Origin of the sequence: Bradyrhizobium sp. 134 (assembly GCF_023074155.1) — a bacterium.
Taxonomy (GTDB): domain Bacteria; phylum Pseudomonadota; class Alphaproteobacteria; order Rhizobiales; family Xanthobacteraceae; genus Bradyrhizobium.
In genome coordinates this window covers 126,334-140,953 of the sequence record NZ_JADPKX010000045.1, presented here as the reverse complement: position 1 = coordinate 140,953, position 14,620 = coordinate 126,334, and the positions used below count along the sequence as shown (strand labels likewise).

The following is a 14,620-nucleotide window of genomic DNA, read 5'->3' as shown; positions in this document are numbered from 1 at the left end:
GGCGATTATCTAGCCTGCAAAGCCGGCGCGCTGGCGCAGATCCCTGCGGTCTGCGCTGGTCAGCAACGCGATCAGCGCGGCCGCCTCTTGTGGGTGTACGGCCCGCGTGGTCACGCCGGCCGTATACATCGTCACGAGCTCGCAGCCCGGCGGCAGCGCTCCTGACAGCGCGATGCCGTCGGTTGCAATGATCTCGGTCGCTTGCGTGCAGCCAATCGGATGCGCGGCGGTGGACGCCGCAAGCTCCCGCATCGCGGTCGCGCCGTTGGGGAAGATCTTGAGGCGCGAAGCGACCTCGTAGGCGATGCCGAGCTGATCCAGCACCTTTGCGACGTGCTGTCCCGCCGTCGAGGCTTTCGTATCAGGGACGTAGATCGCGTCGGCGCTGCGCAGTACCTCGCGCAAATTGGCCTCGGTCTTCACGGTCACCTTGGGATCGCGGCTCCGGACCGCCAGCGCGGTCTCGACCCGCCCGACATTTGTGATCGAGGAAGGGATGACGAGCGTCTCTTCGGCAAGCTTTGCAAGCAGCGCCTGCGTCAGGATCACCAGATCGGCCGCCGTTCCCGTGCGCAGCTTGTCGGCCATGATGCCGACTGCGCCGAACTCGCCGTCGATGCCGAAGCCGGTCTGCGTCTTGAAGGGATCGCCGAGGCCGCGCACCAGGCCTTGCGCCGCGCCTCCGCTCAAAATGCTCACTGTCGTCACGATGCCAGCTCCATGGCTGCAATGATCTTGTCGCGGGTGATCGGCAGGTCGCGCAGGCGCACGCCGAGGCAATCGTAAACGGCATTCGCGATCGCCGCCGTCACCGGGCCGTGGGCGGCCTCGCCAGCGCCGACCGGCTCGATCTCCGGCCGCTGGACGATCTCGACATCCACCATTGGCACCTCGCTGAAGGTGAGGATCGGATAGTCGGTCCAGGACGTCGATGTGATGCGCGTGCGGTCGAAGCGGACGCGTTCCTTCAGCACCCAGCTTGTCGCCTGGATCGCGCCGCCCTCGATCTGGTTGATGACGCCGTCCGGGTTGATGGCCTCGCCGACATCGACCGCAAGCGTCAGCCGCTTGACGCGGATGTTGTCAGTGCCCTCGATCTCCGCAATCGCGGCGCAATAGGCCCCCATGTTCTTGTAGCGGGCGAAGCCGACGCCGTGACCGATGCCGGACTTCTTTTGCGGCTTCCATTGCGCGCGTCGTGCCACCGCGCGAATGACCTCCTTTGCCCGTTCGTCGCGCAGATGGCGCAGGCGGAACGCGATCGGGTCTTCGCCGCGCAGCGCGGCGATCTCGTCGAGTAGGGACTCGATGGCGAACACATTGCCTTGTCCGCCAAGTGTCCGCAGCGCCGAGGTCCGCACCGGCATGGTCAGCAACCGGTGGCTCGTGACCGTCCAGGCCGGGAGGTCGTAGAGCGGAACGGAGTTGCGGTCGCCGCCGCCGCCATTGGCCGCGGGCGGATTGGTCGAGATCATGCGCGGGTAGGGGGTCGCAATCTCGGTTGCGGCAAGCAGCGCGGGCTGTGCTGCGCGCCCGGGCCGCGCCGCGTGGCCGTTGCTCCAGATCGCATGGCGCCAACCGACGATCTCGTTGTCCCCATCGAGGTCGGCCTCGATCTCGATCGCCATCGCCGCGCCGAACGGCGCGTGGGCCATCTCGTCGTGGCGCGACCACTGCACCCGCACCGGACGGCCGCCGGCCGCTTTCGCCAGCAGCACGGCATCGAGCGCGACGTCATCGGCCGCGTTGTGTCCGTAGCAGCCGGCGCCCTCCATGTGCTCGACGACGATGCTCTCGATCGGCAGCTTGAGCACGATCGCGAGGTCGGCGCGCAGCAGATAGACACCCTGGCTGTGCGTCCACACGTGGACGCGATCGCCGTCCCATCGGGCCATCGCACAGGACGGCGCGATCGAGGCATGCGCGATGTAGGGACGGATGTATTGCCGGCGGAGGGTGCGAGCAGCGTTCTTTATCGTTGCTGCAGAGGTCCTGGTGTCGATGACAGTGGTCTCGACCGGCTGGCTCTTCAGGAACCCGGCGAGATCAGCTTCCGGCAGCGGCTCGCCAGCCGACCATGTCGCCCCCTTACGCAAGGCTTTCAGCGCGGCTTCCGCCGCTGCCTCGCCGTCGGCAACCACGCCGGCAAAGCCGCCGTCGCGGACGATCGCGACGAGGCCGGGAACGGCTCGCGTCGCCGTCTCGTCGAGCGCGATCAGCCTGGCGCCGGAAATGTCCGGCCGCAGCACGCGTCCGTGCAGCAAGTCCGGCAGCGGACAGTCATGGATAAAGCGCGGCCGTGCGAACACCTTGTCGGGAATGTCGACGCGCTGGACCGAATGTCCGGCCACAGTGCGTTTGGCGACGATCTTCGCTGTCGCACCGGCTTTGGCGTCGTGGTCGAGCGAGACGTCACCGGCCAACTCCCAATAGCTCGTCCTGACATTGCCGGGGCCCGAGATCGTGCCGTCATGGATGTCGAGCAGCGACGCATCGACACCGAGACGCTCCGATGCTGCGAGGAGGAAGCGCTGGCGGATTTCGGCACAGGCGTGGCGCAGCGCCCGGCCGGACTGCTGGACCGAAAGGCTGCCCGAGGTGACGCCCTCGTTCGGACTTGCCGCCGTGGAGGCGCGGATCATCTCGATGCGGCCAATATCGACGTCGAGCTCGTCGGCTGCGATCTGCGCCAGGGCCGTGACGATGCCCTGGCCGATCTCGACCTTGCCGGGCGAGATCGCCACACGGCCTTCGCCGATGAGCTTCACCCAGGCTGACAGCTTGGGATTGGCCGCAAGGCTGACCGGCAGTGTCGGGGTAGGGGACGGCGCACTCATGATGTCGCCATCTCCGCGGCCGCCCGCAGCACAGCGCGGACCATGCGATTGTGCGATCCGCAGCGGCACAGATTGCGATCAAGCGCGGTTCTCACCTCAGCCTCCGTCGGCGACGGATTGCGCTTCAGCAGCGCCGCCGCGCTAATCAGGATCCCCGAGACGCAATAGCCGCATTGCATCGCCTGCTCGGCGATAAAGGCGCGTTGCAGCGGATGCGGCTGCTCCGCTGTGCCGAGGCCTTCCACCGTGACGACGTCCTTGTCCGCGACCGACCACATCGGCAGGTCGCACGAGGCCATCGCGCGGTCGCCGACCATGACATGGCAGGCGCCGCACTCGCCGGCCCCGCAGCCGAAATGCGGACTTGTAACGCCGAGCCGGCTGCGCAGCACGTCGAGCAGCGTCTGATCCGGATCGGCATCCACGGCCGCGGCCGTGCCGTTGAGCTGGAATTGAATGGTAGGCATTGTCGCTCTACAGCCTCAGGACTTGTCGAACTTCTTGACCACGTCGGCCCATTTTTCGATGTCAACGCGCAGGAACTTGTCGAATCCCTCCGACGTCATTGACATCGGCACCGCGCCCTGCGCAGTCCAGAGCTTGACGATGTCGGGCCGCTTCACCATTGCGTTCACGGCGGCATTGAGCTTGTCGATCACAGGTTTTGGCGTGCCGGCCGGCGCCATCAGGCCGAGCCAGATCGTGGCTTCGTAGCCTGCGACCCCCGCCTCGATCGCGGTCGGCACGTTCGGCAGCACCGCTGAGCGTTGCTTGCCGGTGGTCGCGAGCGCGCGGACCTGGTTCTCGCCGATGTTCGGCGCCATCGCCGGCACCGCGTCGATCATCATCTGAACCTGCCCGCCGATCACGCCGCTGCGCGCCTCACCACTGTTGCGATAGGGGACGTGGACGAGATCGATGCCGGCCATGGCTTTGAACAGCTCGCCGGCCATGTGATAGGGCGTGCCCTGGCCGGAGGAGGCATAGTTCAACTTCCCCGGCTGCGACTTGGCGAGCGCGACGAACTCCTGCAGCGTCTTCGCTGCGACTTGCGGGTTCACCACGATGACGAGATCGGAAGAGTTGACCGGTGCGATCGGCGCGAGGTCGCGCATCAGCTCGTATTTGCGCTTGTCCGGCGTCAGCAGGGATTCGTTCGCGGTCTGGGTGTTGGACATCATCAGCAGCGTGTAGCCGTCGGCGGGCGACTTCGCCGCTTCGACCGTGCCGATGACGCCGCCCGCGCCGGTGCGGTTCTCGATCACGAAGGGTTGGCCAAAACTCTCCTGGAGCGCATTGCCGATCAGCCGGGCCGCGACATCGGCCGGCCCGCCGGCGCCGAAGGGCACGACGATCCGGACCGAATGGTTGGGATAGTCCTGCGCCAAGGACGGGCTTGCGGAGGACGCGCTGAGCAGACCGGCGGCCAGCGCCAGCATGAATTGTCGGGCCGTCACACCCACCTCCCTGATGTCGTTCTTGTTGTTGGGCACTGTAGCGGCAGGGGAGGCGGACTGTCGACGCCTCACAAGACCGATGGTGCCTGGAATATCGGGCGGTTTTCGGTGTGGCGGCGCCGCTCTTCGCGGTCGCGGCAGGAACCGGCGGCGCACACGGTCTGAGCAAATCGCATGGGCGTTGCCGGATAAATACCCTCGGCTGAGGGGTATTTTGGTGTTACCAAATTGGACATGAACCAGCACGCCAAGATCGAAATCCGCCATTCGACCTGTCCGCATGATTGCCCGTCGGCCTGTGCCCTCGATGTCGAGGTGCTCGAGGGACGCAGCATCGGTCGCGTCCGCGGTTCGAAAAAGCAGACCTATACGGCCGGCGTGGTCTGCGCCAAGGTTGCCCGTTACGCCGAGCGCATCCATCATCCTGAACGGCTGATGTATCCGCTGCGTCGAACGGGTGCGAAGGGCTCCGGCCAATTCGCCCGGATCAGCTGGGACGAGGCGCTGGACGAGATCGCGGATCGCTTCAACCAGGCCGAGCGCGAGTTCGGTGCGGACTCAATCTGGCCGTACTATTACGCCGGCACGATGGGGCTGGTGATGCGCGACGGCCTCAACCGGCTCACGCATGTGAAGAAATATTCGCGGTTCTACCAGACCATCTGCGCCAATGTCGGTCGCATCGGGTTCGCGATCGGCACCGGCAAGATCGCCGGCGTCGATCCGCGCGAGATGGCGCTGTCCGATTTGGTGGTGATCTGGGGCACCAACCCCGTCAACACGCAGGTCAACGTGATGACGCACGCCGCGCGTGCGCGCAAGGAGCGTGGCGCCAAGATCGCAGCCGTCGACATCTACGACAACGAGACCATGAAGCAGGCGGACATCAAGATCATCCTGCGGCCCGGCACCGACGGCGCGTTCGCTTGCGGCGTGATGCATGTCCTGTTCCGCGACGGCTATGCCGATCGCGCCTATATGGACAAGTACACCGATTGCCCTGGCGAGCTCGAGGCGCATCTGAAGACGCGTACGCCCGAATGGGCCTCCGCGATCTCAGGCGTGCCGGTGGCGGAGATCGAGGCCTTTGCCAAACTGGTCGGGGAGACCAAGCGGGCCTTCTTCCGGCTCGGCTACGGCTTCACCCGGTCGCGCAACGGCGCGGCGCAGATGCATGCCGCGAACTGCATTCCCGCGGTGACCGGCGCCTGGCAATATGAAGGCGGCGGCGCCTTCTTCAACAATTACGCGCTGTGGCACTTCAACGAATCCATCATCGAAGGCCATGACGCCATCGACCCAACTATCCGCGCGCTTGACCAGTCGCAGATCGGCCGCATCCTCACCGGCGATTCCAAGGCGCTGCACGGCAAGGGTCCGGTCAAGGCGATGCTGATCCAGAATACCAACCCGATGACAGTGGCGCCGGAGCAGGCGCTGGTGCGGCAGGGTTTTGCGCGCGAGGATCTGTTCGTCGCGGTGCACGAGCAGTTCATGACCGAGACGGCCGAGATGGCCGACATCGTGCTGCCGGCGACGATGTTCATGGAACATGACGATCTCTATTACGGCGGCGGCCACCAGCACATCTCGGTCGGACCGAAGCTGATCGATCCGCCCGGCGAATGCCGCTCCAATCACGAGGTGTTGCAGGCGCTGGCGCCGCGGCTTGGCGCCAGGCATCCGGGATTTGAGCTGACGCCGCGTGAATTGATCGACGCGACGCTGAAACTGAGCGACCACGGCGACATTGCCGGCCTCGAAGCCGACCTCTGGCGCGACCTGCAGCCGGACTTCCGCACGTCGCATTATCTCGACGGCTTCGCCCATGCCGACAGGAAATTCCATTTCAAGGCCGATTGGGCGCATCCGCCGTTCGGCCAGAAGATGGGTGACTTCGACAAGATGCCGTCGCTGCCGGACCATTGGGCGGTGATCGAGCATTCCGACCAGGCCCATCCGTTCCGGCTTGCTACCAGCCCGTCGCGCAGCTTCCTGAACACCACCTTCAACGAGACGCCGTCCTCGCAGGCGCGCGAGGGCAAGGCGAGCGTGATGATCCATCCCCTGGATGCCGCCGCGCTCGACATTGGCGATGGCGATGCGGTGACGCTTGGCAACACCCGCGGCGAGACCACGATTGTAGCGACTTTGTTCGACGGCGTGCGGCGTGGCGTGCTGATCGCGGAATCCGTGCATCCCAACAAGAACCATATCGGCGGGCGCGGCATCAACATGCTGACGGGCGCCGAAACCGTCGCGCCGATCGGCGGGGCCGCATTCCACGACAACAAGGTCTGGATCCGGAAAGCGGCTGCGGCCTGAGCCGCGCAATTTGCGTCGAGGCGCTAAGCGGCGCCTCCCGACAGATTGCCCTTGCACCTCGCGCCTGAGCTGCCGCAAATGCTGCAGACCGGGAGCAAGGATCAAGCGTCATGACCGACACCACAGCCGTCATCACCGAGAAGCGCGGGCAGGCGTTCTGGATCACCATCAACCGGCCGGAGAAGCGCAATGCGCTGAACGGCGACGTGATCGCCGGCATCGCGGAGGGCTATCGCGACGCGCATGAGGACAAGGACGTCCGCGTCATGGTGCTGACCGGCGCGGGCGACAAGGCGTTTTGCGCCGGCGCCGACTTGCAGAATTCCGGCGCGGCGTTCGCAATGGATCATTCCATGCCGAACGTCGATTATGCTGATCTCTTGCGCCTGTCGCAGAACGCGACCAAGCCCGCGATCGCGCGCGTCGGCGGCGTCTGCATGGCTGGCGGCATGGGCCTGTTGTGCATGACCGACATGGCGGTCGCGGCTGACCATGTCATCTTCGGCCTGCCGGAGGTGAAGGTTGGCGTGTTTCCGATGCAGGTGCTGAGCCTGATGCAGGAGATCGCACCGCGACGCCTCGTCAAAGAATGGGCGCTGACCGGCGAGCCGTTCGATGCGAAGGCGGCATTGGCAGCGGGCCTGCTCAACTACGTCGTGCCCACGGCCGAGCTCGACGCCAAAATCGACTGGCTGATCGGCCGGATCGTCGACAAATCCCCGACCGCGATCCGCCGCGGCAAATACGCCATGCGCGCGATTGCATCGATGTCCTTCGACGAGAGCATCGCCTACACCGAAAGCCAGATCGCACTGCTGGCGATGACCGAAGATGCCAAGGAGGGGCTGAAGGCGTTCAGCGAGAAGCGCAAGCCGGTCTGGATGGGGAGATGAGAGCTCGCGGATTCCACGCAAGCAGCATCCGTTGTTTAAACGAGATTAAGCAGGGCAGCGCACCGGCCGTGGGTACCGAAGACGATGGAGAGATGATCGCCGTGCTGAGGGATGCGGTGTCCGCGTTCCTACTACTCGCCCGCTCGGGTGGATGGTCAGACCGGAGCTCGATATGATGCAAGCCGCGGCGAAGATCGTCGTGCCGCAGAAGGACATTCCGCCGAACATTGAGATCGCGCAGAACGGGGACATCGAAGATGCGCGAGTTTCCGGCTGGAATCTTGGTGACGGAAGTTCATTGCGGGGCCGCGGAAAGCGTCCTCAGACGCAGGCCGATCCCGCGGCGGGACTTTGGATGACAACGTCTTTTGTAGCACCGGGCGAGCGGGCGCTATCGTTCAATGGCGGCTTGCGTTGCCTTCGCGCTGGCGCAACACGATCTCGACGAGGCGGCGGAGCCGTCGCACCGATCCGCCGCGCCAATGGTGCGCGATGGCGGTGGTTTCGCTCGGGCTCAGGCCCTGCATCCAGCGCCGGTCCATCCCCTGGTCGCGCAGGATATCGGAGACCACCACGGGGATTAGAGCCGGAAGGTCCGCCTCCGTCGGCTTGGGAAAGTCTATCTTGCGGAAGCGATCGAGCAAAGGAGAGGGCAGGTTGTCGATGAAATTCGCCGTTGCAACGTAGCAAACGTGCCGCAAGTCAACGGTGGTCTGCAGTGCGGGATCCGGATATTGCCGCGCCGAGTCGATTTCGAGGAAGCCAAGAAGGCAGTCAAACAAACGGCCATGGTCTCGCCCCGTCGCGGCCTTGTCGAGCTCATCAAGCAGGATAATTACGTTGGCATGCCGAGCGCGGGCGATCGCCAGAAGGGGATGGCACGGCTGCGCGGTCGCCCATCTGCGGTCGGTCCCGGAGAACGCGGCGCCATCGGCTCCACTTGAATCCGTCCGCCACATGCCCACACCGAGCAGCTGCTGCAGTCGTTGCGCGAAACGCGTCTTCCCGCTCCCGGGCGGACCCACCATCAGCAGGGGGCCGAAAGCGATCGTGGGGCGACCGACGAGATCGGATAGCACGAAATCGACGACATCGGCCGCGTAACTGAATTCCGCCATCAACTGGCGGCGCACTTCCCCAAGCGCCGGTGTCTTGATCAGCGGCAAGGGTACATCGATCAGGCCTTTCAAGGGCGTGATGATCTCCTTCGATTTATAGCCGGTCATAGTGACCGGATCCGTTCGCACCACGACGACATGCCCCTCGGGAACGTCCGGCAGCGGCCTTTCGGTATTGGCGTCGCTGTGCATGGCCTCCCGCTCGTCGGCTTTACGCAGACGCTCCCGCGAGCGGGCGAATGCCGTCTCCTCGGCTTCATCGATCCTGCGCCGCGCCATGCGGGCGCCGAGCATCGCCGCTGCCTGGATTGCAGGCGTCTGGAAGGCGCCCACCACATCGTGCGCGCAGACCGGCAGTGCCGCCCACCCATAAACTACGGCCTCCACCTCTGCGGCGAGCTCGAGGGAGATGGACTGCGGAAGTTTGCGAAAGGCAGCAACAAGCGCGCCGGCGACACGGCGGTGCTCTTCGCCGAGCCCCCTGTCGCGAGGTAGCGCCAGCGAGATGAGCCGCACGCAATCCGCAAGGCTCCGGCATTCGGACTTATCTTCGCGGACAGCCCGATGGTCGAGCTCGACGGCAAGCGCGCATCCGCTTCCGGCATCGGGCGTGTCGATCCATGTCTCCGTCAGAGTGATGTCGGGGCAGACCGTCTCGATTTCGGCGGCGAGGCGCTGGTAGACCGAAGGGTCGGCGCGCGAGGCCAGGACCGCGTAGCGCAGCACGCGCGGCAAGCTGGCAGTGGCTTGCTCTCCGGATGCGGAATCCTCGGCGGCGCCCGCGATGACATCTTCATCGAGGTCGCTCGGCCGCTGGTCATCCAGATCATCGATCATGAGATTGCTCGGTCGCGTCGGCGCCAAAACAGGGCGGCAGGCGTTCCTACTGCGAAAAATCGCGGATCGCTCTTGCCATTGCGGACGAGAACAAGGCCGCGCCCACGCAAACGACGAACATGGACGCCGCGGAAAACCTTCTGCGGCGTCCAGTCGCGCTTCGGTCTAGATCTGCATCACCGGGCGCTGCGTCGGATCGACCGGCCGCCACTTCGAGCTATCGACATGCGCCCCGCAGACGGCCTTGGCGGCGGTCGCCATCGAGGGAAAGGCGATGTCCACGGTGATGCGCATACGATCGATGGCGCCCGGGATCGGCGTCAGCACGCCGGCCTCGAACAAGGCGGCTCGACGCGCCCGGGTCACCGGGCTCGCGCTCGGATTGGTGGCGATGCGGAAATCCGAGCCGGCCGCCACGACGAAACGGTCGTTGGCGGGATAGCCGCGCGCCCAGATCGTCTCATCATAACGCAACTCGAACTCCGCGCCGCCAGGCGCCAGGTGCACATCGATCTCCATCGGGCCGCTCTCCACATCGTCAGTCGCCTCCGGCGACAGCGCCGGCGCGTCCACCTGCGGCACGCCGCCCGGCAGCGGTTCGAAGGCGGTCACTCCGGCATCGAACAGCAAGCGTTTGGCGTCTTCGAGCATCCGCTCATGCAGCGGCAGGTCCAGTGGATCGATCTCGGGCATCCGCGGCGGGCTGCCCGCGACCACCTTCATGACGCCGCAGCGATCGGCCGCATGCGTCAGCCAGAACTGCAGGTAGGCCGCGGTCTCCTTCGTGAAGCGCACCTCCTTCGATGTCCCGCGCACCACGACCATCAGGCGGGCCCACGCCTTCTGCGGATCGGCAAGGTGTTCGCCCAGCCGCCGGCTGAAGCAATTCGTCTCGCCGAGATAGATCGGAACGCTGCCGTCCTGAGCGTCGCCGGTCATGGCATAAAAGGCCGGGCAGGCGAGTTCGCTCGCGACGAGCTTGGGACCGAGGCTCATGGGGAAGACCAGAACCCTGACATGGGCGGCGCGGTCGATGATTTCGCGAACGTCTGCAACACCTCCATACGGGCGGTGCACATGGCTCGTGGTGCGCGTGCTGATGAGCGGCTTGTCCTTGAAGTAAGACATGTTGAAGAACTCCTGTTCGATGGAATGTCCGTTGAAATCCGAACCGCATGAGCCCTTGACACCTCAAGTGCCGAGAAGCTGTGCCGTTCGGAAAGCTCGATGGGACGAAGGCTAGCGGATCGCGATCCACGATAGCGAATGGCCGCCGTCCGTGCGCGCCGGACGGCCCAACGCGCCCATGAGCTCCCAGCGCGCTTGGCGCGACGGGACAGCCATCCGAGAGGGAACAGGAAGATCAAAAGCGAAATTCGCCGACGAATCGGCAATATACTGGCTGACAGCCATTGGTAGACTCCTTCACAGTCTGCTGTGGTTAGGTCGCCGTCCGATCTGATCCATCGGCGGCGGCCGCCCTGCGCTTCATCGCGCAAGCCGGACAAATATAGAACAAAATGTGGCCGTGCGCCACCGCAAAGTGAAAATTCGTTGATTTTCCCGAAATCGTCCCGGGCGATTTGCCTCGTCCTCGAACTGCGCAGCTCGCTCGACGAGGCGACATCCCGCTACCGGCCGGCCTTGGGATAGTGGGATCTTGGTCCGAGATATCTTTGCTCGCAATAGTGAAGACCGCGAACGAAGCTTTGAACGGCCATCCATCGCAATCACGATGGGCCCAACGACTCAGACAAGTCGAGCGGCCGGTCGCCCACCCGGCAGGAGTGGTAAACTCCCTTGAGGCAGGGGGAGGAGCTAGCGTCGTCTCGGCAAACTTTATCTGTGAAGTTTTTTAGTGTGTGCAGCGCTCGAGGGGACATCGCCACTCCGCGTTGGCCTCAAGGGCCGCGGCTTGGATGCCTGCAACGCACACGCCTCGTCATTGTCGGAGGAGTCGCCGGAGACGCCAACGGCGTCGAGGAGCGTGATGCCGTCCATGATCAGCACGCCGCCGGGCACGGCACAGCGCTAGTCCGAAGACGGTGAAGGACTTCATCGCGGCCGCAAAGGCGGCGAACGCGCCGTTCAAGATGGGTGGCACCCGCTCGCGACATCCTCCTTGGGCTATAATCTGGCCAAGCGTTTCGCCAAGCCCCCCGAGAGCTTCGGCAAGGGCCGCACATGGAGGGCGTGTTCGCGCCGGAGACGGCGGCACATGCCTCCTGCAGCTCGGCGCTGCTGCCGATGCTGGCGCTCGGCATTCCTGGCCTCCACCACGCCGCGATCCTGCTCGGCGGGCTGATGGTGTGGGAGCTCAATCTGGGGCCGCTGCTGTTCGTCGAGCACAAGGAACTTCGTCTGGGGCCTGATCGCCTCGATGTATCTCGGCAATGTCGTCGGCCTCGTGCTGGTGCTCACGACGTGCCGATCTTCGCCTCGATCATGGGCGTGCCGTTCGCTGCCGTCGCGCCGATGATCGTGTCCTGCGCGATCCGCGCCTATGCCATCCAGAATGCGATGTTCGACATCTGGCTGATGCTCGGCTTCGGGGTGGTCGGCTACGTCTTCAAGAAGATCGGCACTCCGTGGCGCCGCTCACGCTAGCGCTCGTGCTCGGTAAGCGTACCAAGGACGCCATACGCCTGTCGATGACCGGCTCCGGTGGCGACCCTTCCGGATCGGAGCTGTGTTGGCGGGCCAAATACGAAACGGTTTCGCTTTTGACGGCTTCCGGGTGATGGCTGGCGATGGTTATTTCGCTCACGCATTTAACCCTTGCAAGTTGGGATTTTATTCGGCAGCCTCTAATCGAGAGCTGCCTGCCAAGCGCTTCTCGTCGTGGTGTCGTAGGCGCGTTGTACCCCCGTAATTGCCTGTTTTTGCAGCGTCCCGCGGATTTTCCGCGTTGCAGCAGGCTCAGCGAGAGGTTGCCATGGGCACCACATTCGACTACTCGGCGATTTCGCCGAGCGACGCCGCAGATCTGCGGAAGATCGCAGCGGAAGTACGCGAGCTCGTAAACCGCATGACGCCGCTGCTCATCGATATTGGGGAGCGGTTGATTTCTGCAAAGGCGAAACTGCCCCACGGTACGTTCGGAACATACTGCCGGGCCGAAGCTCGGGTGAACCCCCGCAGAGCGCAGCTGTGCATGCGGCTCGCGCGCTTCGCGCGCTCGCACTCCCAGACCCATGCGTTCGCGGCACGGACGGGCTACATGCTGGCAAAGACGAACACGCCCCCGCAGGTGATCGCAGAGGTGATGACGGAAGCGCGCGCGGGGCGGCCGCCGAGTCACAGCGATGTCGAATCGCGTATCGCGGCCACTAAGTCCGAAAAGTCGTCCTCCTCCGTCCTGGATGTCGATAAGCTCGCAGCGCGCCTTTTGGACGCACTCGACGAGGACGATGTTCGTAATGTTATCCTCCTGGTCGGCAAGGGGACCAGAGCAATCACCTCGCTGTTCTGCGAGCGTCTCCGGGCTGGCCTGCAACAGCAGCGCAGCACCGATACCTCTGAAGTGACTTCGCAGAGCCCGCACTAACCCTGCGTCGCTCAATTGGACTTCGACGGCACAATCGCAACACGCCGATTGCGCCGTCGACACACACACTGCCGGGAAACTAGACTTCCTTCGCCTGACCTTACAACTGTTGCAAAAGGGGGGAAGTAACGGGGGGTGTCGATCCGAATGCGCCTACTCTACGTGCCCGTTGAAACCCTTGGCGTCAGATGAGCGAGCAGGAAACTCCCAAAAATCGCGACTTGCGGCTCCCCCCGCGACCGGTCGCGCCCCTGAGGCAAGCGCTCAATCTGCAGAAGTTTCCCAAGCCGACAGAGAATGATGCCGTTGGCACCCCCGCGGGGCAGCAGCTTGCTACTGCAAGCGAATTTACTTGGGAGCCATTTCCGACACCCATGGATTCCATATCCAATCCCGCCATCGCCTTGCCAGCGTGTCGATCCGTTCGCGATCACGTCAAACCTTGCGGTCCCCATCCTGAAGAGCTGAAGATGGTTGTGACTGCTATCACGCAGCGAAATTTGCGGCGGCGCGCTTCATGGCGCTTGCGCAATCTCGACCTAGGCGAAGAGGCTCAGGAAAATCAGGACGGACTTCTTGCCGGCGAGGGCCGAGTGAGTGAGGCGAAGCCCGATACTTACGCAGGATATCTGAGCCGCGGAATTGGACTGCTGGCGCGCTACAAACATGAGCTAAATATTCGTGCGCCAACCGAAGACGTCGACCCGCGTATTTTCGCCAATTGGGTCCTCGCATCGAAGTCCACATCGACCGCGGGGACATGGCGCAACTATCGTCAGGCGGCAGTAGCTGTCATTCGCACCATCCCTTCGATCCATATCGAGGAAGCGATTGGGTTGCTGAATGAAGATCTTCAGGTCGGAGCGGATGAAGGGCGTTCGCGGACCCCTTTGGACGGCGAGACCGACGGATGCTTCGCCAAGCGAATGGACCGCTTGCACTTCTTGCGGCTGAGGCAGGCGGCCCTTGATTTGAAGCCCAGCAAAGTGCGCTTCGCTTTGTGGAATTGGCTGAATGCCGGCATGCACACCGGCCTCCGACCGATGGAATGGGAAACGGCGTTTATCGAGAGGATCGCTCACAAAGACGGTTCGCAGATGTGGTTGCATGTCGTAGCCCTGCGAGGCGACGAGGAAGAGCATGCCTACCGGTCGTTGGATATCACGACCTTCAGTTCCGAAGCACAGCAAGCTGTCGAGCGTATGGTCGAGCTATCCAGGAGCTGGACCTCATTCAATCGATTCGCCATTTGGCAGAGAGAAGTAGCGAAGTTGCTGGGTTCGATCTGCGACGAGATCTTCCCACGGATGGCTCTGCCTTACACGCTCTGGAGCTTGCGTTACCAGTTTATCGCGAACATGGCATCGCGTTACGACCGCGAGGAGGTTGCTGCGTTAACCAACTATGTTCCTAGTGACAAAAAAGCCAAGCATTACCAGAAACGGCGTCCTTACTGGCTCAAGAACGAAATAGAGGAAGTGCCGGCTCCCTTGCTCGAACAGGTTACGCGCATCAGGAGCCGGTTGCAACTTGCCGACGAGAGACAGGCCATCAAGTCGATGAAACAGGCTGCAGCCAGGAGCAGGCGATAGTTCACGCTGCCGGT

Annotated in this window: 12 protein-coding genes and 1 pseudogene; 5 read left to right on the top strand and 8 right to left on the bottom strand. The window is 63.9% G+C overall.

All coding sequences use genetic code 11. The features are described from left to right. Window positions 1–9 precede the first annotated feature (9 nt). The 4 genes from IVA75_RS15545 to IVA75_RS15530 are packed head-to-tail and all read right to left on the bottom strand — an operon-like array spanning window position 10 to window position 4,276. A complete protein-coding gene (locus IVA75_RS15545; RefSeq protein WP_247290364.1) occupies window positions 10–708 on the bottom strand; it encodes a substrate-binding domain-containing protein in 699 nt (232 codons plus the stop codon). Continuing rightward, complete coding sequence (locus IVA75_RS15540; protein ID WP_247290362.1) at window positions 705–2,837, bottom strand: molybdopterin cofactor-binding domain-containing protein; 2,133 nt, start codon at window positions 2,835–2,837, stop codon at window positions 705–707. Before IVA75_RS15540 ends, IVA75_RS15545 begins: the two co-directional genes overlap by 4 nt. Beyond that, on the bottom strand, window positions 2,834–3,304 hold the full coding sequence (locus IVA75_RS15535; RefSeq protein ID WP_247290360.1) for a (2Fe-2S)-binding protein: 471 nt from the start codon (window positions 3,302–3,304) through the stop codon (window positions 2,834–2,836). Before IVA75_RS15535 ends, IVA75_RS15540 begins: the two co-directional genes overlap by 4 nt. Window positions 3,305–3,319: 15 nt before the next feature. After that, window positions 3,320–4,276: a tripartite tricarboxylate transporter substrate binding protein gene (locus tag IVA75_RS15530; protein WP_247290843.1), complete on the bottom strand. Its 957-nt coding sequence runs from the start codon at window positions 4,274–4,276 to the stop codon at window positions 3,320–3,322. A 252-nt stretch (window positions 4,277–4,528) separates the two neighbouring features. Between IVA75_RS15530 and IVA75_RS15525 the strand changes: the two genes are divergently transcribed. Both IVA75_RS15525 and IVA75_RS15520 read left to right on the top strand, forming a co-directional pair. Then, complete coding sequence (locus tag IVA75_RS15525; protein ID WP_247290357.1) at window positions 4,529–6,619, top strand: molybdopterin-dependent oxidoreductase; 2,091 nt, start codon at window positions 4,529–4,531, stop codon at window positions 6,617–6,619. Between the two features lie 110 nt (window positions 6,620–6,729). Continuing rightward, window positions 6,730–7,512, top strand: a complete 783-nt coding sequence (locus IVA75_RS15520; protein WP_247290355.1) for an enoyl-CoA hydratase/isomerase family protein — start codon at window positions 6,730–6,732, stop codon at window positions 7,510–7,512. Between the two features lie 398 nt (window positions 7,513–7,910). Here the strand turns inward: IVA75_RS15520 and IVA75_RS15515 are convergent, their stop codons facing one another. The 4 genes and pseudogenes from IVA75_RS15515 to IVA75_RS15500 all read right to left on the bottom strand — a co-directional run. Then, window positions 7,911–9,467 carry an AAA family ATPase gene (locus tag IVA75_RS15515; RefSeq protein ID WP_247290353.1) on the bottom strand — a complete coding sequence of 519 codons (1,557 nt, stop codon included), beginning with the start codon at window positions 9,465–9,467 and terminating at the stop codon, window positions 7,911–7,913. Window positions 9,468–9,632: 165 nt separating this feature from the next. After that, window positions 9,633–10,595, bottom strand: a complete 963-nt coding sequence (locus tag IVA75_RS15510) for a hypothetical protein (RefSeq protein WP_247290351.1) — start codon at window positions 10,593–10,595, stop codon at window positions 9,633–9,635. 111 nt (window positions 10,596–10,706) lie between these two features. Then, window positions 10,707–10,880: a hypothetical protein gene (locus IVA75_RS15505; protein WP_247290349.1), complete on the bottom strand. Its 174-nt coding sequence runs from the start codon at window positions 10,878–10,880 to the stop codon at window positions 10,707–10,709. A gap of 442 nt (window positions 10,881–11,322) precedes the next feature. After that, window positions 11,323–11,489: pseudogene (locus IVA75_RS15500) on the bottom strand (heme-binding protein); the annotation flags it as partial. Between the two features lie 162 nt (window positions 11,490–11,651). On the opposite strand from IVA75_RS15500, the gene IVA75_RS15495 reads away from it, so the two are divergent. The 3 genes from IVA75_RS15495 (at window position 11,652) to IVA75_RS15485 (ending at window position 14,606) form a co-directional block, all read left to right on the top strand. Continuing rightward, window positions 11,652–12,074, top strand: a complete 423-nt coding sequence (locus tag IVA75_RS15495) for a tripartite tricarboxylate transporter permease (RefSeq protein ID WP_247290347.1) — start codon at window positions 11,652–11,654, stop codon at window positions 12,072–12,074. A 328-nt stretch (window positions 12,075–12,402) separates the two neighbouring features. After that, window positions 12,403–13,014 (top strand): DUF3102 domain-containing protein, encoded by a 612-nt coding sequence (locus tag IVA75_RS15490; protein WP_247290346.1) that lies wholly within the window; start codon window positions 12,403–12,405, stop codon window positions 13,012–13,014. 188 nt (window positions 13,015–13,202) lie between these two features. Continuing rightward, window positions 13,203–14,606, top strand: a complete 1,404-nt coding sequence (locus IVA75_RS15485) for a hypothetical protein (protein WP_247290344.1) — start codon at window positions 13,203–13,205, stop codon at window positions 14,604–14,606. Window positions 14,607–14,620: the final 14 nt, after the last annotated feature.

Coding starts and splice junctions, on each gene's coding strand:
- IVA75_RS15505 (WP_247290349.1), bottom strand. CDS start 10,880: ATGGCTGTCAGCCAGTATATTGCCGATTCGTCGGCGAATTTCGCTTTT.
- IVA75_RS15535 (WP_247290360.1), bottom strand. CDS start 3,304: ATGCCTACCATTCAATTCCAGCTCAACGGCACGGCCGCGGCCGTGGAT.
- IVA75_RS15510 (WP_247290351.1), bottom strand. CDS start 10,595: ATGTCTTACTTCAAGGACAAGCCGCTCATCAGCACGCGCACCACGAGC.
- IVA75_RS15520 (WP_247290355.1), top strand. CDS start 6,730: ATGACCGACACCACAGCCGTCATCACCGAGAAGCGCGGGCAGGCGTTC.
- IVA75_RS15495 (WP_247290347.1), top strand. CDS start 11,652: ATGGAGGGCGTGTTCGCGCCGGAGACGGCGGCACATGCCTCCTGCAGC.
- IVA75_RS15530 (WP_247290843.1), bottom strand. CDS start 4,276: ATGCTGGCGCTGGCCGCCGGTCTGCTCAGCGCGTCCTCCGCAAGCCCG.
- IVA75_RS15525 (WP_247290357.1), top strand. CDS start 4,529: ATGAACCAGCACGCCAAGATCGAAATCCGCCATTCGACCTGTCCGCAT.
- IVA75_RS15540 (WP_247290362.1), bottom strand. CDS start 2,837: ATGAGTGCGCCGTCCCCTACCCCGACACTGCCGGTCAGCCTTGCGGCC.
- IVA75_RS15490 (WP_247290346.1), top strand. CDS start 12,403: ATGGGCACCACATTCGACTACTCGGCGATTTCGCCGAGCGACGCCGCA.
- IVA75_RS15485 (WP_247290344.1), top strand. CDS start 13,203: ATGAGCGAGCAGGAAACTCCCAAAAATCGCGACTTGCGGCTCCCCCCG.
- IVA75_RS15515 (WP_247290353.1), bottom strand. CDS start 9,467: ATGATCGATGATCTGGATGACCAGCGGCCGAGCGACCTCGATGAAGAT.